Source organism: Pseudomonas sp. MF08875, assembly GCF_059862525.1.
Window position 1 is genome coordinate 41333 of record NZ_JCBCUW010000004.1, and the last position, 21069, is coordinate 62401.

18 protein-coding genes and 2 riboswitches are annotated in these 21069 nt (G+C 64.5%); of the genes, 7 read left to right on the top strand and 11 right to left on the bottom strand.

The window, feature by feature from the left end:
• The first annotated feature begins 26 nt into the window (after positions 1-26).
• Positions 27-611 carry a Fe-S biogenesis protein NfuA gene (gene nfuA, locus AC19YT_RS03325; RefSeq protein ID WP_095108567.1) on the top strand — a complete coding sequence of 195 codons (585 nt, stop codon included), beginning with the start codon at positions 27-29 and terminating at the stop codon, positions 609-611.
• Positions 612-712: 101 nt separating this feature from the next.
• Here nfuA and cobM read toward each other — a convergent pair whose 3' ends face one another.
• From cobM to AC19YT_RS03345, 4 genes are all read right to left on the bottom strand, one after another.
• Positions 713-1459 carry a precorrin-4 C(11)-methyltransferase gene (gene cobM, locus AC19YT_RS03330; protein ID WP_095108566.1) on the bottom strand — a complete coding sequence of 249 codons (747 nt, stop codon included), beginning with the start codon at positions 1457-1459 and terminating at the stop codon, positions 713-715.
• 72 nt (positions 1460-1531) lie between these two features.
• The gene (locus tag AC19YT_RS03335; RefSeq protein ID WP_500609712.1) at positions 1532-1957 is read right to left on the bottom strand and encodes a cobalamin biosynthesis protein; all 426 of its coding nucleotides are present in this window, start codon (positions 1955-1957) and stop codon (positions 1532-1534) included.
• On the bottom strand, positions 1954-2655 hold the full coding sequence (locus AC19YT_RS03340) for a CbtA family protein (RefSeq protein ID WP_500609713.1): 702 nt from the start codon (positions 2653-2655) through the stop codon (positions 1954-1956). Before AC19YT_RS03340 ends, AC19YT_RS03335 begins: the two co-directional genes overlap by 4 nt.
• An 11-nt stretch (positions 2656-2666) precedes the next feature.
• Positions 2667-2861: a CbtB domain-containing protein gene (locus tag AC19YT_RS03345; RefSeq protein WP_500609714.1), complete on the bottom strand. Its 195-nt coding sequence runs from the start codon at positions 2859-2861 to the stop codon at positions 2667-2669.
• 122 nt (positions 2862-2983) lie between these two features.
• Positions 2984-3207, bottom strand: a riboswitch (cobalamin riboswitch).
• A 68-nt stretch (positions 3208-3275) separates the two neighbouring features.
• Positions 3276-3485, top strand: a riboswitch (cobalamin riboswitch).
• Positions 3486-3586: 101 nt separating this feature from the next.
• Between AC19YT_RS03345 and cobW the strand changes: the two genes are divergently transcribed.
• The 4 genes from cobW (at position 3587) to AC19YT_RS03365 (ending at position 10194) form a co-directional block, all read left to right on the top strand.
• Positions 3587-4654 carry a cobalamin biosynthesis protein CobW gene (gene cobW, locus AC19YT_RS03350; protein ID WP_095108562.1) on the top strand — a complete coding sequence of 356 codons (1068 nt, stop codon included), beginning with the start codon at positions 3587-3589 and terminating at the stop codon, positions 4652-4654.
• A gap of 3 nt (positions 4655-4657) precedes the next feature.
• Positions 4658-8431 carry a cobaltochelatase subunit CobN gene (cobN, locus tag AC19YT_RS03355; RefSeq protein ID WP_500597083.1) on the top strand — a complete coding sequence of 1258 codons (3774 nt, stop codon included), beginning with the start codon at positions 4658-4660 and terminating at the stop codon, positions 8429-8431.
• A 102-nt stretch (positions 8432-8533) separates the two neighbouring features.
• Complete coding sequence (locus tag AC19YT_RS03360) at positions 8534-9538, top strand: magnesium chelatase ATPase subunit I (protein ID WP_500597084.1); 1005 nt, start codon at positions 8534-8536, stop codon at positions 9536-9538.
• A 53-nt stretch (positions 9539-9591) separates the two neighbouring features.
• Positions 9592-10194: a vWA domain-containing protein gene (locus AC19YT_RS03365; RefSeq protein WP_095108559.1), complete on the top strand. Its 603-nt coding sequence runs from the start codon at positions 9592-9594 to the stop codon at positions 10192-10194.
• A gap of 4 nt (positions 10195-10198) precedes the next feature.
• Here the strand turns inward: AC19YT_RS03365 and ppnN are convergent, their stop codons facing one another.
• Positions 10199-11572, bottom strand: a complete 1374-nt coding sequence (gene ppnN, locus AC19YT_RS03370) for a nucleotide 5'-monophosphate nucleosidase PpnN (RefSeq protein WP_095108558.1) — start codon at positions 11570-11572, stop codon at positions 10199-10201.
• A 149-nt stretch (positions 11573-11721) separates the two neighbouring features.
• Positions 11722-12831 carry a hypothetical protein gene (locus AC19YT_RS03375; protein ID WP_500609715.1) on the bottom strand — a complete coding sequence of 370 codons (1110 nt, stop codon included), beginning with the start codon at positions 12829-12831 and terminating at the stop codon, positions 11722-11724.
• 108 nt (positions 12832-12939) lie between these two features.
• Between AC19YT_RS03375 and AC19YT_RS03380 the strand changes: the two genes are divergently transcribed.
• Positions 12940-13164, top strand: coding sequence for a hypothetical protein (locus AC19YT_RS03380; protein ID WP_095108556.1), 225 nt, complete (start codon positions 12940-12942; stop codon positions 13162-13164).
• A gap of 4 nt (positions 13165-13168) precedes the next feature.
• Here the strand turns inward: AC19YT_RS03380 and AC19YT_RS03385 are convergent, their stop codons facing one another.
• From AC19YT_RS03385 to AC19YT_RS03400, 4 genes are all read right to left on the bottom strand, one after another.
• On the bottom strand, positions 13169-14278 hold the full coding sequence (locus AC19YT_RS03385; RefSeq protein WP_500609716.1) for a hypothetical protein: 1110 nt from the start codon (positions 14276-14278) through the stop codon (positions 13169-13171).
• Positions 14279-14333: 55 nt separating this feature from the next.
• On the bottom strand, positions 14334-15440 hold the full coding sequence (locus tag AC19YT_RS03390) for a hypothetical protein (RefSeq protein WP_500609717.1): 1107 nt from the start codon (positions 15438-15440) through the stop codon (positions 14334-14336).
• Positions 15437-17062 (bottom strand): hypothetical protein, encoded by a 1626-nt coding sequence (locus tag AC19YT_RS03395; RefSeq protein ID WP_500609718.1) that lies wholly within the window; start codon positions 17060-17062, stop codon positions 15437-15439. Before AC19YT_RS03395 ends, AC19YT_RS03390 begins: the two co-directional genes overlap by 4 nt.
• A 177-nt stretch (positions 17063-17239) precedes the next feature.
• Positions 17240-18196, bottom strand: a complete 957-nt coding sequence (locus tag AC19YT_RS03400; protein WP_095108553.1) for a LysR family transcriptional regulator — start codon at positions 18194-18196, stop codon at positions 17240-17242.
• A 136-nt stretch (positions 18197-18332) separates the two neighbouring features.
• On the opposite strand from AC19YT_RS03400, the gene AC19YT_RS03405 reads away from it, so the two are divergent.
• Entirely contained in the window at positions 18333-19667 is a 1335-nt protein-coding gene (locus AC19YT_RS03405; RefSeq protein WP_500609719.1) for an MFS transporter, read from the top strand.
• A 4-nt stretch (positions 19668-19671) separates the two neighbouring features.
• On the opposite strand, the gene AC19YT_RS03410 is transcribed toward AC19YT_RS03405, so the two are convergent.
• Complete coding sequence (locus AC19YT_RS03410) at positions 19672-21006, bottom strand: MFS transporter (RefSeq protein WP_500609720.1); 1335 nt, start codon at positions 21004-21006, stop codon at positions 19672-19674.
• Positions 21007-21069 lie beyond the last annotated feature (63 nt).

Below are 21069 nucleotides of genomic sequence, written 5' to 3' on the forward strand. Positions count from 1 at the left end.
TCCCCGCACGCCTGCGAGGAGTTTTTATGACTGCCATTACCATCACCGACGCCGCCCACGACTACCTGGCTGATCTGCTGTCCAAGCAGAACACCCCGGGCATCGGCATTCGCGTCTTTATCACCCAGCCCGGCACCCAGTACGCCGAGACCTGCATTGCCTACTGCAAGCCCGGGGAAGAAAAACCCGAAGACACCGCGCTGGGGCTCAAGAGCTTCACCGCCTACATCGATTCGTTCAGCGAAGCCTTCCTGGATGACGCGGTCGTCGACTACGCCACTGACCGCATGGGCGGCCAGTTGACGATCAAGGCGCCGAACGCCAAGGTGCCAATGGTCAGCGCCGACAGCCCGGTCAACGAGCGCATCAACTACTACCTGCAAACCGAAATCAACCCAGGCCTGGCCAGCCATGGCGGCCAGGTCAGCCTGATCGACGTCGTCGACGACGGCATCGCGGTGCTCAAGTTCGGCGGCGGTTGCCAAGGCTGCGGCCAGGCCGACGTGACCCTGCGCGAAGGCATCGAGCGCACCCTGCTCGAGCGCATCCCGGAGCTCAAGGGCGTGCGCGACGTGACCGACCACACGCAGAAAGAAAACGCCTACTACTAAAGGCGTTCGCTGCACACCAAAAACGGCGCCCGTGAGCGCCGTTTTTTTATGCCCAAAAAGCGCAGTTACAAGCTTAAAGCTTGCAGCTTGTGGCGCCCTTCCTACGGCCGATAGAGGTGCGCATGCCCCGCCCGGTACAGGGACGATTCGCCAAAGCTGTCGCTGGCCAGCACCCGGCCCACCAGGATCAGCGCCGTACGCCGAAAACCCTTGGCCTGGACCTTGCCCACGATGTCGTCGAGGGTGCCGAGCACCCAGTCCTGATCCGGCCAACTGGCACGGTGCACCACGGCGATGGGGCAGTCGGCGCCGTAGTGGGGCAGCAGCTGCGCGACGATTTTTTCCAGATGGTTGACTCCCAGGTGCACAGCCATGGTGGTGCCATGGGCGGCAAGGCTGGCGAAGGTTTCACCGGGCGGCATCGCGGTTTTGTCGGCGTAGCGGGTCAGGATCACGCTTTGCGCCACATCCGGCAGGGTCAGTTCCACCCCCAGCAACGCGGCGCAAGCGGCGGTGGCGGTGACGCCGGGGATGATTTCAAAGGGGATGGCCAATTCCCGCAGGCAGCGGATCTGCTCGCCGATGGCGCCATACAGGCTCGGGTCGCCGGAGTGCACGCGGGCCACGTCCTGGCCTTTGCCGTGGGCGCTCTTGATGTGCTCGATGATCTGTTCCAAGTGCAGTTCGGCGCTATTGATGACCTGTTCGGCGTTATGGCCTTCGAGCACCGCAGCGGGCACCAGGGAGCCGGCGTAGATAATCAGTGGGCAACGGCGGATCAGGCGCTGGCCCTTGACGGTGATGAGTTCCGGGTCGCCGGGGCCGGCACCGATAAAGTAGACCGTCATGGCGGTGTCCTAGGCAAAAGAGGGGGGGCGAGCAGGCTTGCAGATGAAGATTGCTCATGATCGGGGCGGCGATTATCGGCGCTTTTGCGTGGCCCGCGCCAATGCAAAGGTGGCCTGGGCGTATTTCTGCCGACGAATCACCAGGCTGGAGGGCTCTTGCGCCAGGCGCTCGGCCAGGGCCAGGGCGGCGCTTTCGGCGATGCCGTAGCACCCGGTGCGCTCGAAAGCGATCTGAGATTGATGGCTCAGTTGATCTTGATAGGTGGCCAGTTCCACGCTACTGAAGCAGGTCAACGGCAAGCCCAATTGCGCCGCCAGTTCCAGCAGACCCGGTTCGTGGCGCTTGAGGTCGATGCTGGCCAGGGCTTGCACCGCGTCCAGGTCGATGCGGTGGGCTTGCAGGGCCTGGTCGAGCAACGCGCGCAGCGTGCTGGCGGGGCAGCCCCGCTGACAGCCCAGGCCGATCACCAGGATCGGCGCCGGGCTGGGGCGGTTCACGCCGGGTATGAGGCGCCACCCTTGCGGCGGAACAACCACGCGCTAATCAGGCCCAGGGCCAGCCAGAACGCGGCATTGGTCAGTTGCGAGGCGATCTTGAACTGCGCTTCGAGGGCTTCGGGGGCCAGCATCGAATGCACTTCTGGCTGCGGCGCGCCGATCACGTGTGGCACGGCCAGGATCGCCGCGCCGAGGATCTTCAGCGCCCAGTGCCTGCCGAACACCACCAGGGCGATGCCCGCGGCAGTGGACGCGGCGGTGCCGACCCACCACATCTGCCGTTGCGCCAGGTCGGCGGCAGCGGTGCCCGGCAATTCCGGTGGCAGGCCCAGGGTCGGCGCCAGGCAGAAGGTCGCATAACCGGCCAGGCCCCAGAACAAGCCTTGCACGGTGCTGTTGGGCGCGCGCAGGGTGTAGAGCCCGGCCAGCATCAGGGCGAAACCGACTGCCACCACCAGGTTGCCGCCGGTGGTGGACAGCACGCGCTGCCAGCCGTCTTCGGGCTCCCAGGCCTCGGCGTCGTGGCTGTGGGCGGCGCCGCCACTGTCGGCGTGTTCATGGGCCTGGGCCGCCGGGGCGCTTTCATAGGTTTCGGCCTGGAGGATCAACGGCGCGACCCAGAAGCTTTGCAGCAGGGTCAGCAGCAGGGCGGCCAGCAGGCCGGTGAAACCTGCGGTTTGGGCGATGCGCTTAATCATGGCGGCAGGTCTCAATGGCACGGGAACGCGGCGCTGTGGCGGGTATCGTGGGCGGTGTTGTGCACCGCTTCGATGTGGGAGAACCCGGCGAAATACACCAGGCACGCGCCCAAAATCGACGCGCCGATGGCGGCAGTGAGGCGTTGGCTCAAGGTGGCGGTGCTGCTGGCGGTGCCGGTATGGCGAGTGCTGCTGATGATCGACATGGCGCTTCCCTTTGTGGTGTCAGGGCGGATCGAGCGCATGCAAACCCCTGCGAGGCGGGCCCGCAGGGCTTCAGACAGCGCCCGCCCACCGCGGGTTTGTTGGGTGAAAGTGGCCGTGGGGGCGCACTGTCGTGTCACTGGCCGGTCTCCGGGCTCGCGAGGGGCCGGGCTTGCGCCGTGGCCTGCTGGAATCGCCTTCCCATGCCGGTTGGCACAGTGGCTGTGATTCCTCTCTCGCTTACCGTTGCGGGGGCAGCACCGGATTCATCAAGGGCTTGAGTAAAGCACATGATCCACCGGTTTCCCGTTTCACCCTGTCAAGGGCACCTGTAACAAGGTGCGTAGGAGAGCATGGGCGAGGGCGGGGCGTCAAATGCCCGAGGCGCCCGGCATTGACCCGCCCCTACGCACTGCGTAGCCTTGCGCGTTCGAGGTTCTTCGGCCCGTGCCGAAGCTAAGAAGGGAACGCGGTCAATGCCGCGGCTGCCCCCGCAACTGTGAACGGTGCTGTTCGCTGCCACGCCACTGCTGATGCCTTCGGGCCAAGCGGGAAGGCGCAGCGAATGCCAGTCCAAGGACTGGCCCACCGTCAGCCAGGAGACCTGCCTCGTCACTGATTCTCACATTCAACCGGGCGGGGTGATCCGGTGGCGAAATCTGCCTTGGCGCCCCCCGCGCCCGGCCAGCCGTCCCGTATGCCCGCCCCCTTTGCCAAAGGGCATCCGATGAAAACACTGGCCAAACTCCCCGTCACCATCGTCACCGGGTTCCTCGGTTCGGGCAAAACCACCTTGCTGCGCCACATGCTCGACAACGCCCAGGGCCGGCGTATCGCGGTGATCGTCAATGAGTTCGGCGAGCTGGGCATCGACGGCGAAATCCTCAAGCAGTGCGCCATCGGCTGCACCGAAGAAGAAGCCAACGGCCGCGTCTATGAACTGGCCAACGGCTGCCTGTGCTGCACGGTGCAGGAAGAGTTCTTCCCGGTGATGCGCGAACTGGTGGCGCGCCGCGCCGATCTGGACCACATCCTCATCGAAACCTCCGGCCTGGCCCTGCCCAAACCGTTGGTGCAAGCCTTCCAGTGGCCGGAAATCCGCAGCGCCTGCACCGTCGATGCGGTGATTACCGTGGTTGACAGCCCGGCCGTGGCCGCCGGCACCTTTGCCGCTTTCCCCGACCAGGTGGACGCCCAGCGCAAACTCGACCCCAACCTGGACCACGAGTCGCCGTTGCACGAGTTGTTCGCCGACCAATTGGCCAGCGCCGACCTGGTGATCCTCAATAAAACCGACCTGATCGCCCCGCAAGACCTGGAGCGCGTGCGCCAGGAAGTGGCCGAAGAACTGCCGCCGGCGGTGAAGATCATCGAAGCCAGCAGCGGTCGCGTGCCCCTGGACGTGCTGATCGGCCTGGGCGCCGGTTCCGAAGAGCACATCGACGGGCGCCACAGCCACCACGACCACCATCACGGCGATGGCGGCGAAGATGACCACGATCACGACGCGTTCGACTCCATTTCCATCGAGCTGCCCCAGGCCGACGAAAGCTTGCTGCTGGCCGCCCTTAACGAGTTGGTGGTCAAGCACGGCATCTTGCGGGTCAAGGGTTTTGCCGCCATCCCGGGCAAGCCGATGCGTTTGCTGATCCAGGGCGTGGGCAGCCGTTTCGACAAGCACTTCGACCGCGCCTGGCGCAGCGACGAGCCGCGCACCACCCACCTGGTGTTGATCGGCCAAGACCTGGATGCCGCCCAACTCGAAGCGCAACTGCGCGCCGCTCTCGGCGCCTGACCCATGCACCTGCTCAGGACCCAACCCGGTGGTTTCGTCGCCGATGACAACATCGCCGACCTGGGGCAAACCCCCGCCGAACTGGTGGTCCTGTGCAGCGGCGATTCCAGCTTGGCACTGCTGGCCGAAGCCGCCCGGCAACTGCCCGAGGATTACCCCAGCCTGCGCCTGGCCAACCCGATGCAGGTGCAGAACCACGCCTCGGTGGACCTCTACGTCGAGCAGGTGCTGCAACACGCCAAGGTCATCCTGATATCCCTGCACGGCGGCATCGGCTATTGGCGCTACGGCATCGAACGCCTGGTGCAACTGGCCGAGCGCGGCGTGCAACTGATTCTGGTGCCGGGGGACGACCGCCCCGACCCGGAGCTGAGCGACCTGAGCACCGTGGCCGCGCCCGAGCGCGATCGCCTGTGGCAGTTTTTGCGCCAGGGCGGTTTGGGCAATGCCCTGGATTTCTACCGCTGCCTGGCCAGTGGCTGGCTGGGCCGCGACTATTCGTGGGGCGAGCCCCAGGTGCTGCCGCGCAGCGCCATCTACCACCCTCGCCATGGCCACGCCAGCCTAAGCCAATGGCATACCGACTGGCAGCCCGGGCAAGCCGTGGCGGCGGTGCTGTTCTACCGCTCCCACTTGCAAGCGGCGAACACCGGGTTCATCGATGTGTTCTGCCAGCGCTTGCAGGCGGCGGGCCTCAACCCCTTACCCATCGCGGTGGCCAGCCTCAAGGAGCCCGGTTGCCTGGCGGCAGTGGAAGGTTGGTTGGACGAGGCCGCAGCCGCGGTGATCCTCAACACCACCGGGTTCGCTCAATCGAGCCCCGAAGCCCCCCATTTACGCCCGTTTCGCCGCGATATCCCGGTGATCCAGGCCATTTGCGCCCAGGACAACGAGCCCGGGTGGCGCGCCAGCGAGCAGGGCCTGGGGCCGCGAGACCTGGCAATGCACATCGCCTTGCCGGAACTCGACGGGCGCATCATCAGCCGCCCCATCAGCTTCAAGGACCTGGCCTGGCGCAGCGAGCGCAGCCAATCCGATGTGGTCTGCTACCGCGCCCAGCCCGAGCGCATGGATTTTGTCGCCGAACTGGCGCGGCGCTGGGTGGACCTGGCGCGCCTGGGTAACGGCGACAAACGCGTCGCTTTGATCCTGGCCAACTACCCGACCCGCGATGGGCGCATCGGCAACGGCGTGGGCCTGGACACCCCGGCGGCGGCGCTGAATATCCTGCGGGCCCTGCACGCGCAAGGTTATCCGCTGCCCGCGGAGCTGCCGGCCAGCGGTACGGCGCTGATTCAGGCGTTGCTCGGCGGGGTCAGCAACGACCTCGACAGCCTCGACCTGCGCCCATGCCAGCAAAGCCTGGCGCTGGACGCCTATCAGGCCCTGTTCCAGGCCCTGCCGGCGGCCAACCAGCAGGCCGTGTTGGCCCGCTGGGGCGCCCCCGAGCAGGACCCCATGCACCGCGCCGGGCGCCTGATGATCGCCGGCCTGCGCCTGGGCCTGACCTTTGTCGGCATTCAACCGGCGCGCGGTTACCAAGTGGACCCCAGCGCGGTCTACCACGACCCGGACCTGGTGCCGCCCCATGGTTATCTGGCGTTCTACTTCTGGCTGCGCCATACCTACGGTGCCCACGCCGTGATCCACGTCGGCAAGCACGGCAACCTGGAATGGCTGCCGGGCAAGGGTGTGGGCCTCTCGCCTGAGTGCTGGCCGGATGCGCTGCTGGGGCCGCTGCCGAACATCTACCCCTTTATCGTCAATGACCCGGGCGAGGGCGCCCAGGCCAAGCGCCGCACCCAAGCGGTCATCATCGACCACTTGATGCCGCCTTTGACCCGCGCCGAAACCTACGGCCCACTGCGCGACCTCGAACGCCTGGCCGACGAATACTACGACGCCCAATTGCTCGACCCGCGCCGTGCCCGCGAGCTGCAAAAAGACATCCTCGCCCTGGTGCGCGACACCCACATCGACCGCGAGCTGCAACTGGACGCTGCGCTGGACAGCGAGGCCGACGCGGCGATCTGGCTGCCGCGTTTGGACACCTACCTGTGCGACCTCAAGGAATCGCAGATCCGCGATGGCCTGCACGTGTTCGGCGAATCCCCCGCCGGGCGCCTGCGCCTGGACACCTTGCTGGCGCTGCTGCGCATCCCCCGGGGCGACGGCCGCGGCGCTCAGTCGAGTTTGCTGCGGGCGCTGGCCAAGGCCCTGGCCCTGGGTTTTGATCCCCTGGACTGCAATTTAGGCGAGCCCTGGAACGGGCCGCGCCCGGTTGAGTTGCAAGGTGCCAGCCACGAGCCCTGGCGCACCGCGGGCGACACCCGCGAGCGCCTCGAGTTGTTCGCCCTGGCCGTGGTGGAACAGGCCCTGGCTGTGGCCGACGCGCCGTTTGCCGGGGAGCCGTGGCTGGAGGTCAACGCAATCCTGGCGCACCTGCGCGAGGTGGTCGCGCCGCGCCTGGACGCCTGCGGCCCGGCCGAGATGAATGGCTTGCTCGCGGCCCTGGGCGGGCGGTTCGTGCCGGCCGGGCCCAGCGGCGCGCCGAGCCGGGGCCGCCTCGACGTGCTGCCCACCGGGCGCAATTTTTTCTCGGTGGACGTGCGTAACCTGCCCACCACCACTGCGTGGCGCATCGGTTTTGCCTCGGCCAACCTGATCCTAGAGCGGCACCTGCAAGACCACGGCGACCATTTGCGCCAACTCGGCCTCTCGGTGTGGGGCACCGCCACCATGCGCACCGGCGGCGACGACATCGCCCAGGCCATGGCCCTGCTGGGCGTGCGCCCGGTGTGGGCCACCGGCAGCCAACGGGTCGATGACTTCGAGATCCTGCCCCTGAGCCTGCTGGACCGGCCCCGGGTGGACGTGACGTTGCGGGTGTCGGGGTTCTTTCGCGATGCCTTCGCCAACCTGATCCGTCTGTTCGACGCGGCGGTGCAAGCGGTGGCCGCGCTGGACGAACCGGACGACCTCAACCCCCTGGCGGCCAAAGTGCGCGATGAACGCGCGGCGTTGCTGGCGGCGGGCACCGCGCCGGACGCGGCGGCGCGCCAGGCCGGTTGGCGGATCTTCGGCGCCAAACCCGGGGCCTATGGCGCGGGCGTGCAGGGCGCCATCGACGGGCGGCTATGGCAGACCCGCGCCGACCTGGCCGAGGTCTACCTCAACTGGGGCGGCTACGCCTATGGCGGTGCCGACGAGGGCACCGCCGCCCGCAGCCAGTTCGCCCAGCGCTTGAGCCAAGTGCAGGCCGTGGTGCAAAACCAGGACAACCGCGAACATGACCTGCTCGATTCCAACGACTACTACCAGTTCCAGGGCGGCATGCTCGCGGCGGTCGAAACCCTCGGCGGCGCCCCGGCGGCGAGCTACCACGGCGACCACAGCCAACCCGACCGGCCGCGCGTGCGCACCTTGAAAGAAGAGCTGAACCGGGTGATCCGCGCCCGGGCGGCCAACCCCAAATGGCTCGACGGGGTCAAGCGCCACGGCTACAAAGGCGCATTCGAGATGGCGGCGACCCTCGACAACCTGTTCGCCTTCGACGCCACCTCGGGGCTGATCGACGACCATCAATACGCCTTGCTGGCCGAGGCCTACCTGCTGGACCCGGACACCCGCGACTTCGTCCGCCAGCACAACCCCCATGCCCTGCGGGACATGACCGAACGCCTGCTCGAAGCCCAGCAACGCGGCTTATGGCAGGAGCCAGGGGCCTATCGCGAGGCTCTGGAGCAAATGCTGCTGGATATCGAAGAAGAGGGCTGAGCCAATGAAACCCGCGCCTATCGGTTTGCCCTCTGTGCGGATACCCCTCCCACAAGAGTTTTGCGTTGTACAAAAAAACGACCCCTCCACGAGACGCCTGACATGACCGACACCCCCCATTACCCCCTCGCCGCCGTGGTCGGGGCCGATGCGTTGAAACTGGCGCTGTGCCTGACGGCCATCGACCCGCAGATCGGCGGGGTATTGATCGAAGGCCCGCGGGGCATGGCCAAGTCCACCCTGGCCCGGGGCCTGGCGGACCTGTTGGCCGGTGGCCCGTTCGTTACCTTGCCCCTGGGCGCCACCGAAGAACGCCTGGTAGGCACCCTCGACCTCGATGCCGCCCTGGCCGAGGGCCGGGCGCGGTTCTCCCCGGGGGTGTTGGCCAAGGCCGATGGCGGTGTGTTGTATGTGGATGAAGTCAACCTGCTGCCTGACCATTTGGTCGACCTGCTGCTGGACGTGGCGGCCAGCGGCACCAACCTGGTCGAGCGCGACGGCATCTCCCACCGGCATGCGGCGCGCTTCGTGCTGATCGGCACCATGAACCCGGAGGAGGGCGAGTTGCGCCCGCAATTGCTCGACCGTTTCGGCCTTAACGTCGCCCTCAGCGGCCAACCGCTCCCGGCCGAGCGTGGGCAGATCATCCGCCGACGCCTGGCGTTCGACAGCGACCCGCAAGGCTTCTGCGCCGAGTGGGAAAGCGCGCAACAAGCCTTGCGCCAACGCTGCCAACAGGCCCGCGCGGCGCTGGCGCAGATCCCCCTGGACGACGCGGCGCTGGCGCACATCACCGAGGGCTGTTTTGCCGCCGGGGTGGATGGTATGCGTGCTGACCTGGTGTGGCTGCGCGCGGCCCGGGCCCACGCGGCGTGGCGCGGGGCGACGGCCATTGAGGGCGTGGATATTGACGCAGTGGCCGACTTTGCCCTGCGCCACCGCCGCCGCGACCCGGCCGCCAGCACCCCGCCCGCAGCCAGCCCACCGCCGGCCTCGGGCGCACCAACACCCGCGTCGTCCGCCCAGGGCCAGTGGGGCGAAATGCCTGCCCAGGCGGTGCCGGTGGGCGCGCGCCGTGAGGTGCCGAGCTGGCCAAAAAAGCCCTAGGCATCCGCCCCCGACCTGACGCGGGGGCGGATGCTAAGCCCCGCGCCGGGCTGCTGGATCAGGGCCGCCAAGGGCGCAGCCGCAGCGCGCAAAGCGGCACGGTCAACTGGCCGGGCACCTTGCTCAAGGGCCGCCCACGCAGCCGCGCCGATTTGCTGTATCAGGCCCGCAGCCGTGCGCCCCATGAGGTGTGGCTGGTGATCGTCGACGCCTCGGCCTCCACCCGTCGCCATCAGGCCTTGAGCGATGCCAAGGGGCTGTTGGCCCAGGTGTTTGATGAGGCTTACCGGCAACGGGCGCGTTTGGCGCTACTGACGGCCAGCGGTGCCGCGCCGCACTGGCAGGTGCAAGGGCTCAAGGCCAGTGCCGGGTTGCAGGGCTGGTTGCAGGCGTTGGGGGCGGCGGGTGGTACGCCGTTGTTGGCGGCGCTGGCCGAGGCCGGGCAATGGCTGGCAGCGCGGCGCAAACGCCTGCCGGCGCAGCGGCAACGCCTATTGCTGTTGACCGACGGTCGGGTCAAGGATTGGCAGGGGCTGCCCCGGCTCAATTGCCCGGGGCTGTTGGTGGACATTGAACGCGGCCCGATCCTGCTGGGCCGCGCCCAAGCCCTGGCGCAAGGCCTGGGCCTGGACTACCGGCACATCGACGCGCTGTGACGCTTCAGGTCACCACGCGGTAGCACGGCACATAGGCCGCGCCGCCGGGGAGTTTCATCCGGTGCTGGGCGACGAAGGCGTTGAGCAGTTGATCCAGCGGCCCCATGATCGCCGCGTCACCGTGGATTTCGTAGGGGCCGTGTTCTTCGATCAGGCGGATGCCCTTGTCCTTGACGTTGCCGGCGACGATGCCGGAGAACGCCCGCCGCAGGTTCGCCGCCAGCTCATGGGGTGGCAACTGGTGGTTGAGTTGCAGGGCCGCCATGTTGGCGTGGGTCGGGTCGAAGGGACGTTGGAAGCCTTCGTCGATCTTCAGCAACCAGTTGAAGTGGAAGGCGTCGTTGCGTTCGCGACGGAACTGCTTGACGGCCTTGAGCCCCTGGACCATCTCCCGCGCCACCTGGGCCGGGTCGTCGATGATGATCTGGTAATGGGCCTGGGCCGCTTCGCCCAGGGTGGCGCCGACGAAGGCGTGCAACTGCTCCAGGTACGGCGCGGCGCTTTGCGGCCCGGTAAGGACCACGGGGAAGGGCAGGCCGGCGTTGTCCGGGTGCATCAGGATGCCCAACAGGTACAGGAACTCTTCAGCGGTGCCGGCGCCGCCGGGGAAGATGATGATGCCGTGGCCCACGCGCACGAAGGCTTCCAGGCGTTTTTCGATATCGGGCAGGATCACCAGTTCGTTGACGATGGGGTTCGGCGCTTCGGCGGCGATGATGCCCGGCTCGGTCAGGCCCAGGTAGCGCCCGCCGCTGATGCGCTGCTTGGCGTGGGAAATGGTCGCGCCCTTCATCGGCCCTTTCATCACGCCGGGGCCGCACCCGGTGCAGATGTCCTGGCTGCGCAGGCCCAGTTCATGGCCGACTTTTTTGGTGTACTGGTATTCCTCGGTGCTGATGGAGTGCCCGCCCCAGCACACGACGATTTTCGGCTCCACGCCCGGGCGCAGGGTGCGGGCGTTGCGCAGCAGGTGGAAAACGTAGTCGGTGATGCCCTGGGAACTGCTCAGGTCGATGCGCTGGCTGTCCAGTTCGTTTTCGGTGTAGACGATGTCGCGCAGGGCGCTGAACAGCATCTCGCGGGTGCTGGCTATCATTTCGCCATCGACGAACGCGTCGGCGGGGGCGTTGAGCAATTCCAGGCGCACGCCGCGGTCCTGCTGGTGGATGCGCACTTCGAAGTCGTGGTACGCCTCAAGGATGGTCTTGGCGTTATCGACGTGGGCGCCAGTGTTGAGGATGGCCAGGGCGCATTGGCGAAAGAGGGTGTAGATGCTGCCCGATCCGGCTTCGCTCAGTTGCTGCACTTCGCGCTGGGACAGGGTTTCGAGGCTGCCTTTGGGGCTAACCGAGGCGTTGATGACGTGTCGTTGGGTCATGCAGGGATTCCAGAAAACGAGGTGGCCGCGCCGCGAACGGGCAGCAACCTCTTGAACAGAAAGAGCCGGTGACTGGCATGGGGCCCCGTGCGGGATGCCTGGCTTAAGCCTAGACAGCTCTGGCACGGACGCCACCTACCCTTATACCGTCATTGGACGACCAGGGTGGTAGCCGATTCGTACTCGTCAGCCTCATAGCTGAAGTAGTACGCGCCGTTGTTGACCGTCAATAGAGTGTTGCAACGGCCAAAGGGTTCGGACAAATAGCCCTTGCCGTCGGTGACGTTGAGCAGCAGTTCCTGCTGGGCGCTGCAACCGTTACCGAACCAACTGGCGTGCACCCGGTACAGGCCCGGGGCCTGGTCGAGTTTTTGCACGCCCTCGAACGTCATGCCGTCATCGAACAGCGCAGCCTTGGCCACTACCACGCCATTGACCATAAGCTGGCTCGGCGCCTTGTTCGGCCCCTCGGTCTGCTCGGCGACGACCTTGAGGCTGTCGCGGCCGTCTACCAGCTTGGTCACGGGCGTGCCCGCCGCACAGGGATAGCCCGGGGCGCGGCTCAACTCCAGGGAACTGCCGACACGGGGCGCCAGGCCCTCAGTGCCATGGCGGCGCATCGGTAAATGGTGGGCCTTGCGCAGCTGCGCAAAGGCCTGGGGGTTGCTCGCTTCCAACTGCCTCATGGCGTCGAAATCCATCAGCATCACCCGGGCGATGGCGGTGCCCGGGCGCGTTTGCCACTGGCTGATCTGCATGCGCTGGCCGCGCAGGTAGGGGGCGTAGAGGTTGAGGGCGTGGTCGGTGCTGGCATCGGCGCGCAGGTCGATGCGCGTGTCTTTGTTCATCTCGCTGAACGCCTGCAACGGCATCGGCGCGCGGGCGGCCATTTTGTCGGCGTAGGTGCGCGCCGTCAGCGGGTCGCTGTACACCTCGCCGGTGATGGAGATGACTTTCTTGCCCGGCCCGGTGGTGATGATGACCGCCTCATAGGGCTTGGCGCGGTCCACTTCAGTACGCCGTGTGTTGGAGAAGTACACCGTGGCGAACTTGATGAATACCTGCAGCTCCGCAATGCCGGTGGCGTTCTGGCTGGTGTACGCCGGGCAGCCACGGGGGCAAAGGTTTTGCAGGTGAGCGGCGGCTTCATTGAAGCCGCTGCCCAGCGTCACGTCGTACAGGGCAAAAGGCTCGGCGGCCTGGGTCGGGCTGCTGAACAGCGCGGCGGCGAAGGGCAGGGCAACAAGGGCGGTTCGCAAAAGGGCGTCTCCTGGGTAAAGGCGTGCGGTCGCCCAACCTATCGGCCTGGACAGGCGAAGCTGAAGCCCGCACGATCACCCGCGTTCAACCTGGGCCCGGAGGCTTCGATGCGTAGAGAAATCGGTTACTGGAATAAAGAAGGTCGCGAGCTGTTCTACTACCTGGAATTCGAACCCGTCACCGCACAGTTTTTCCTCACCTGCGAACACCTGCCCAAAGGCGCCCCGCCCAGCGTGCGCTCGGTGCCGCTAAGCGAGGCCCGGGGCGAGCGTTACTACGAAGACGCGCTACTTATCATCAAGGAGGAGTTGTTCAAGGACTATCGCCTGTGAGCGGTCAAAGTGTTGGCCTGGACTGGTCCGGGCTCCAGAGCCAGAAGGTGTAGCCGTAGTCGCCTTCCAGCTTGGGAAAAATTGCGCCATCGCGAAAATACTGCCGCGAACCTTCACGGGCGGGGCTGAACCACCAACCGGCGTGGGGGCACGGCTCACCGCTGGCTTTGCGCGGCGGGTGCTGCGGTTCGCTGCCGGGCGCGTCGGCCATGGCGTCGGGGTCGCTGTCTTCAAACTCGCCTTCGAGAAGTTCGACGAAGTACCACTTGCAGGGGCGGTAAGTGAAGGAGTCGGATTGCACTTGATAACGAGCCGAAAAAATGGGATCCGTAAAAACACCCTTATATTGGTTTTGTGCAATAAATTTCGAAAAACCGTCCTCATCGCCCCACAAGCCTGCGCGGCCCAAGGTTTTCAAGACATCCAGACCTAAATCATTGAACGTTTGACATTTTTTTAGCGTCTTCCACATACCTTCGCCGCCTCCGGTCCAGGCAAATTGCAGGGCACCCAGAGGATCATCTTGAGACACATAGACGCCAGTACGTGGCGGAACTTCCCCGGTTTTACCTTCAATATCCATATGCACTTTGAATTTTGGCAACCGCGGAAACTGTCCTTTGATTTGCTGCCAAATTGACCAAAATGTCATATCGTTCCAGTCCCGCGTCATAACACCGTCAATCTTGTAACCGTACGAGAACACCTCATTGGCGCGCTCGCGAAACTCGTTTTCCTGTTCTGCAGTGGCCCATTGCATTGAAAACTCACCCAGCATATGGGCGCATTGATTGGTTCCCGTAATGCCGTAGCACTGGTCGGCGCGTTTGGCCATATGCCACATCGTGCTTTGCCGATAGGCAATCAAGGCCGGAAAACCGCCGGTGCTCCAGTTGGCTGCGGTATCGCGCACGCCCCAGCGTTCGCTGACCATCAGGGGGTCGAGAATCGAACGGCGCTCCAAAAGCATCTCAGCCATGACGATCAACTCTTCGATCTTGGGCAATAAAGCATCCAAGTAACTTTGCGACGAGTAGTAATAGAGCATCGCCGCTTGGCGTTTTTGCCAAAGCGACAGGTGATAAGTCGGGGTCATCGGATAAAGAGCGTTCATGTTGTGTGCCCGGACAGTGCAGACCAGGCGGGTTCGCCTGGCCTGCATTTAACGATCAAAGTGCTGGCCTGGACTGATCCGGGCTCCAGAGCCAGAAGGTGTAGCCGTAGTCGCCTTCCAGCTTGGGAAAAATTGCGCCATCACGGAAATACTGCCGCGAACCCTCACGGGCGGGGCTGAACCACCAACCGGCGTGGGGGCACGGCTCGCCGCTGGCTTTGCGCGGCGGGTGCTGCGGCTCGCTGCCGGGTGCATCGGCCATGGCGTCGGGGTCGCTGTCTTCAAACTCGCCTTCGAGAAGTTCGACGAAGTACCACTTGCAGGGACGGTAAGTGAAGGCTTTTTCCATGACCTGGTCTTGGGCATCACCTTCAACTTTGAACGTGTTGGCGTATTGAGGTTGCCGGATAAACTTGCGCAAACCTTCCTCGTCCTCCCACAACCCAGCACGGCCAAGGGTTTTCAGCGCGTCCAGGCCGATATTGTTGAGGGTTTTACATTTTTTGAGGGGTATAAACATGCCCTCTCCGCCTCCCGTCCAGCCAAATTGTAGGGCGCCATTAGGATCATCTTGGGGAACATAAACGCCGGTACGAATAGGTACTTCCCCAGTTTCTCCTTGAATATCGAAGTGGACTTTGAATTTGGGCAAGTGAGGGAAATTCTTCTTATCTCTTATCCATCGCCACCAAAATGACGCATCGTCCCAATACCCTTCCATGACACCGTCAATATGGAACCCATAGGAAAAAACCTCATCGGCCCGTTCGCGAAACTTCTTTTCCTGTTCTGCAGTGGCCCATTGCATTGAAAGTTCGCCCAACAGATGAGCGCATTGATTGGTTCCTGTAATGCCGTAGCACTGGTCGGCGCGCTTGGCCATATGCCACATCGTGCTTTGCCTGTAGGCAATCAAGGCCGGAAAACCGCCGGTGCTCCAGTTGGCTGCGGTTTCGCGCACGCCCCAGCGTTCGCTGACCATCAGGGGGTCGAGAATCGAACGGCGCTCCAAAAGCATCTCAGCCATGACGATCAACTCTTCGATCTTCGGCAACAAAGCGTCCAAGTAACTTTGCGACGAGTAGTAATAGAGCATTGCTGCCTGGCGTTTCTGCCAAAGCGACAGGTGATACGTTGGGGTCATCGGATAAAGCGGATTCATTTTTTAAACTCCGTTACTTGGCCGGGCAAGTTGGGCAGGCCGAGACGCACGTTATTAAGTTGGGTATCAAATTCGGTCATGCCCCAGGCGGTATCAAAGGGGCCGCTGATGGCGGGGTGATTGATTTTTTCGCGCAGGCACTCATAGAACTCCTGCTCTTGTGGCGACAGGTTTTTGTAACGCTCGTAGTTCATGTCCGGGGCAGGTTCCATGCGACCGGTCTGGCGATTCACGCGGTAGTAGGTCAGGGTGTCGAAGGCTTCAGCGGTGCTTTCGCCGGCGCTATTACGGATGAACTTGGAATCGAACTTGATTTGTTCCCAGCCGCCTTCCAGATAGCGGTCACCTAGTTCCATTTCCCCATCCTTGACTTGGGACGCCGCGGGGCCTTTCCAGACCTTGAGGGTTTCCCCGGCCTTGAGTTCGTACACCACGAACTGGCCGTTGACGTTCCAGTCCGGCCACACTGCCAGGTACTTGCGCCAGGCAGATTTGGGGTTGGCTGAGTCCATGATTTGCTTGAACACGGCTTCCGTGACCCAGTCCTGGGCGCTGGCGACACTGCCGGGGCCTATGATGCGGTAAAGGCGTAGGGGGCCGACCAGTTCAACTGCCTCCATGCCCTCTGCAAAGGTTTTGATCTGTTTAGCATCAAGGCTTGGAAAGCCGAGCTTAACGCTCTCGTTGACAGCCTTGATTTTCTTGCTTGGATCTAGCGGAGCAAACCTTTCCCCCGGCCTCCCCCGACTCAACCACCCCGGCAACGGCTTCGCATCCCGCATCAATTTCACCGCCCGCGCCTCGGGCAATCCGCCGTGAAAGTGCACATTCACCGTGTTCAGGATCGCTCGATGCTGCATCAGGTCTTCCATTTCCAACCGGCGGATCACGATGTCGAGGGCGTCGCGTATCGGTTGCAGGGCTTTGCCGATATGGGCATTGGCTTGCAAACGCACGGCCTTGACCATGTTCAGGGTTTGCTCGGCCTTGGCGGCGGCCCCAGGGACGTATTTGACTTTGCCCAGCAAAGTGTTGAGCAGGGCAATGCCCCGGTCGAAGGCGTGCAGCAACCTCAAGACGTCTATCTGGTTGCGCACCTTCTTGATGGCGTCAGCCAGTTCCTTGAACACCTGGCCCCATTTCATGCCACGCCAGTACTTCAACACTTCCTTTTTGCGCAGCAAGGTAATGACCCAGGTCATCGCCTCGTCCACGGCCTGCTCCACGGCATGGCCGCCCGAGCGGCGGATGAACAGGAAGAAGATTTTCAGCACGCCCTTGACCAGGGAACCGAGCACCGGAAACAGGCCGATCAGGGTCAGGCACAGGCCGACCCAGGCCCAGGTGTTGCTGTGGTCTTTTTGCAGTTCGCGGCAGTTGGCGACCAAGTCGCGCATGTCGCAGACCTGGTCCACCAAGGGCACCATGGAGACCGCCGCGTCGAAGGCGATTTGCCCGGTGCTGCGGTCTTGGTTGAAGTCCCCCTGGATCGCCTCCCACACCCAGAGGGCGGTATCGACACTGGCGTCGAAGAGTTTTTCCGGGGCGCCGGTGATGTACGCCAGGGCGACGCGCATGTTGTCGGCGGGAACAGTGGGTTCTGGGGTAGAGGATGGCGGCATGGCACGCACTCGCGCAGGACAAAACGCGATGCTAGCGAGGCAATTTATTGCGCGAAATCAGACCAAACGGACGCGATTGGTGGGAATCGGCCTACGACAATTTATGACCGCAGCGAGCGCCAGCCGTGAGGGGCGATAGCCTGGGGTGAACCCGCCTACTGCCCTGCAGCTGACCCGTTAACCCACTTGCCCCTCCCGCTCCCGCGCAAACGCCACCAGGATCTCGACAAATACCCGCGCCGCTTCGCTGGGCAGTTCGTCTTTGCGGGTGATGATGCCGTAGTCCTGGGGTTCGACCTTGAAGGGGGTGTCGAGGACCTTGAGCAAGCCGCTTTGCACCTGGGGTTGCACCATCGACTCGGGGAGCATGGCCAGCATCGGGCCCGATTGCAGAAGGTGCAGGAAGGTGGGCATGGAGATGGTTTCCACCGTGTCGGTGGGGGTGGGCAGGTTGAAGCGGGCGAAGGCGGCGTCCATTTGCCGGCGCAGGGGCGCGTTGAAGGGGTACATGACCCACGGCCAGTCGCTCAGTTGCGCGATGGCCACCGTGTCGAAACGCGCCAGCGGGTGTTCGCGGTTGACCACCAGGCAGAACGGTTCGTGGCCCAGGGGGCGGAAGTCGTAAGGGGTCTGGTAACGCTCGTCGGTGAAGCGGGCGATTATCAGGTCGAGTTTTTTGTGTTCCAGCATCTCCAGCAACTGGTTGCTGGTTTGTTCGATCACTTCGATGGACAACCGTGGCCGCTCGCGCTTGATGCGGGTGATGGCTTCGGGCAGCACCACCGAGGTGGCGGCGAAGATCGCGCCGATCTTCAAATGGCCGTGGCCGCCCTTGCGCACTTTGTTCAGTTGGTCGACGAACGACTGGGTGTCGTGCAACGTCATGCGGGCAAAGCGCACCACGAATTCCCCCAGTTCGGTGAGGGCCATGCTGCGGGTCTGGCGCTCGAACAAGGCAAAGCCCAGTAGCCGCTCGATGTCGCGCAGCATTTTGCTGATGGCCGGTTGGGTGAGGTTCATCAGCTCGGCGGTGGTGTGCATGTTGCGGGTCCGGGCCAGGGTGTCGATCAGCAGCAGGTGTTTGATTTTCAGCCACTTGCTGACGCTGGCGTAGGATATTTCGTCGTTTTCCATAGGGCACCCCGAGGCATTGATAACGAAACGATATCAAAGGTTGAAAATATGTCATTGGGATTTATCGGTGGGCTGCACTAGCGTGCCGGGGTCAGCGCTGCTGATAGCGGAAAAATCTAATAATAAGGCTCATACCATGACCCCAGAAAAGACACGATCAGACCACCTGGCTGCCATCGAAAGCGCCCTCGCCAAGTGCCGCTGGAAGCTGTTGCCATTCCTTGCCCTGATGTTCGCCCTGGCGATGATCGACCGTTCCAACGTCGGCTTTGCCAAGGCCGCGCTGCAAGCCGATATCGGCTTGAGCAACGCGGCGTTCGCCCTCGGCGCGGGGATTTTCTTCATCGGCTATGCGATTTTCGAGGTGCCCAGCAACCTCATGCTGCACCGGGTTGGGGCGCGGGTCTGGCTGAGCCGGATCATGATTACCTGGGGCCTGGTGTCGGCGGCGATGATGTTCACCCGCGACGAAACCACGTTCTACGTGCTGCGCTTTCTGCTGGGCGTGGCCGAGGCGGGCTTCTCTCCGGGCGTGATCCTCTACCTGACCTACTGGTTCCCGGCCCAGCGCCGTGGCCAGGCGATCGGCATCTACTACTTCGGCCTGCCACTGGCGCTGATGCTCGGCAGCCCGCTGTCGGGGTGGTTGCTGGAAATGCACGACATGTTCGGCCTGACCAACTGGCAGTGGATGTTCCTGGTCGAAGGCCTGGCCGCGGTAGTGGTGGGGATCATCGCGCTGTTCTACCTCAAGAGTAAGCCCGAGGAGGCCAACTGGCTGACCGCCCAGGAGAAAGCCGCGCTGAGCCTGGAGTTGCAGGCCGAGGACAAACTCAAGGTCAGCCACGGCCCGAAAACGTTGCTGGACCTGCTGCGCAACACCCGGGTGATGAAATTCATCCTGATCTACTTCAGCGTGCAGGTGAGTGTCTACGGGGTGATCTTCTACCTGCCCACGCGCATCGCCGAGCTGCTGGGCACCACGGTGGGGTTCAAGGTGGGCATGCTGATTGCCGTGCCCTGGCTGTGCGCGGCCATCGCCATGTACTTCGTTACCCGCTACGCCGACCGCCACGGTTCGCACCTGAAAATGGCCATGTGCATGCTCGCCCTGGCCGCCATCGGCATTGCCGCCTCGGCTTTGCTCAACAGCTTCGGCCCGGTGCTGTTGGCGTTCTGCTTTGCGGCGGCGGGGTTCGTCACCGTGCAACCGCTGTTCTGGACCCTGCCCACCAGTTACCTGGGCGGCGTGGCGGCGGCGGGAGGGATTGCCTTGATCGGTTCCATGGGCAACATCGGCGGTTTCGTCGCGCCGATGCTCAAGGCCAACATGGAGATCTGGTTCACCGACCCACGGGCGGGGATGTTGTCGCTCTCGGCCGCCGGTTTGGTGGGCGTCTACCTGCTGTGGACCCTGCGCACCCCGGCGCAGCCCGCGGCACAGGTACAAGGCGTGGCGACCAAGGCCTGATCGCCTACCGGCGCAGGCGCCAGGCCAGTGCCAAGCCCAGCCCCAACAGCACGGTGGCGCCGGTGAAGGTCCATTGCAGGCCTTGGCCGGCGCCACCGTGCTGTGCGGTGAGGGCATATACCGTGCCCATCAGTGACGCGCCGCTCAGCAGGCCCAGGTTGCGGGCCAGGTTGAGCAGGCCCGACACCACGCCACGTTGCGCGGCGGGCACATCCTGCATGACTGCCGTGTTGTTGGCCGCGAGGAACAACTGATAGCCCGGCGTCAGGATCGCCAACGCCACGAGGTAACCCACCACCCCCAGCCATGGCGCCAGCCAGCCCAGGGCCAACGCGCCCAGGGCCAGGGTGAATAAACCCAGGCGCAGCACCGCCAGCGCGCCCCAGCGGTCAACCAGTTTGCCCGCCGGCACCCCACTGAACGCGGCCATCAGCGGCCCCACCGACATCACCAGGCCCACGCTGGCCGGGGCCAGGCCCAGGGCGTCTGTCAGATAGAACGGGCCGACCACCAGGGTGGCCATCATCACCATCGCCACCAGCACGTTGAGCAGTAGGCTGGTACTCATCAATGGCGCCCGCAGCAGCGGCAAATGAACCAACGGCGCCGCCACCCGTGCCTCGACCCACAGGAACAGCGCCGCGCCCAGCGCCGCCGCCAGCAACAGCAGGGCATTAAGCAGGCCCAGGCTGCCGCGCCCCAAGGTCATGGCCAGAGCATAGGCGCCCAGCGCCAGGGCCAGCAGCAGGGTGCCGAAGGGGTCGAAGCCGCTGGGTGCGGTCCTGGGTGGGTCGGCGGGCAAGTAGCGATAGCCTAGGGCTAGGGTCAGCAGGCCCAGGGCAGCGCAGGGTACGAACAGCCCCCGCCAGCCGAACCCGTCGATCAACACGCCGCCCAGGGTCGGGCCCAGGGCGGTGCCGATGGCCGACAGCGTCCCGAGCAGGCCCATGGCGCTGCCGGTGCGGGCCTTGCCCACGGTGTCGCCGACCATGGCCAGGGTCAGGGCCATCATCAGCGCGGCGCCGACGCCTTGCAGGGCCCGTGCGCCGATCAATATCCCCAGGCTGGGCGCCACCGCGCACAGGGCCGACGCCAGGCTGAACAGCGCGACCCCGGCCAGCAGCACCCGGCGCCGACCCAGCAGGTCGCCCAGGCGCCCGGCGCTGACGATCAGGCAGGTGATGGCCAGCAGGTAGGCCAAAACCACCCACTGCACCTGGCCGAACGGGGCGGCAAAAGCCTGGGCCAGTGCGGGCAAACCGACGTTGGCAATGCTGGTGCCCAGGGCACACAGCAACAGGGTCAGCGCCAGGCTGGCGAGGGCGGGGGTCGGGTTCACATGGGGCTCCTGAGGCGCGCCCGGGGTGGGCGCATGCAGCAGCCTAAGGCGCGCCGGGGAGGG

Coding starts and splice junctions, on each gene's coding strand:
- nfuA (WP_095108567.1), top strand. CDS start 27: ATGACTGCCATTACCATCACCGACGCCGCCCACGACTACCTGGCTGAT.
- cobM (WP_095108566.1), bottom strand. CDS start 1,459: ATGACGGTCTACTTTATCGGTGCCGGCCCCGGCGACCCGGAACTCATC.
- AC19YT_RS03340 (WP_500609713.1), bottom strand. CDS start 2,655: ATGATTAAGCGCATCGCCCAAACCGCAGGTTTCACCGGCCTGCTGGCC.
- AC19YT_RS03345 (WP_500609714.1), bottom strand. CDS start 2,861: ATGTCGATCATCAGCAGCACTCGCCATACCGGCACCGCCAGCAGCACC.
- cobW (WP_095108562.1), top strand. CDS start 3,587: ATGAAAACACTGGCCAAACTCCCCGTCACCATCGTCACCGGGTTCCTC.
- cobN (WP_500597083.1), top strand. CDS start 4,658: ATGCACCTGCTCAGGACCCAACCCGGTGGTTTCGTCGCCGATGACAAC.
- AC19YT_RS03360 (WP_500597084.1), top strand. CDS start 8,534: ATGACCGACACCCCCCATTACCCCCTCGCCGCCGTGGTCGGGGCCGAT.
- ppnN (WP_095108558.1), bottom strand. CDS start 11,572: ATGACCCAACGACACGTCATCAACGCCTCGGTTAGCCCCAAAGGCAGC.
- AC19YT_RS03380 (WP_095108556.1), top strand. CDS start 12,940: ATGCGTAGAGAAATCGGTTACTGGAATAAAGAAGGTCGCGAGCTGTTC.
- AC19YT_RS03385 (WP_500609716.1), bottom strand. CDS start 14,278: ATGAACGCTCTTTATCCGATGACCCCGACTTATCACCTGTCGCTTTGG.
- AC19YT_RS03390 (WP_500609717.1), bottom strand. CDS start 15,440: ATGAATCCGCTTTATCCGATGACCCCAACGTATCACCTGTCGCTTTGG.
- AC19YT_RS03395 (WP_500609718.1), bottom strand. CDS start 17,062: ATGCCGCCATCCTCTACCCCAGAACCCACTGTTCCCGCCGACAACATG.
- AC19YT_RS03400 (WP_095108553.1), bottom strand. CDS start 18,196: ATGGAAAACGACGAAATATCCTACGCCAGCGTCAGCAAGTGGCTGAAA.
- AC19YT_RS03405 (WP_500609719.1), top strand. CDS start 18,333: ATGACCCCAGAAAAGACACGATCAGACCACCTGGCTGCCATCGAAAGC.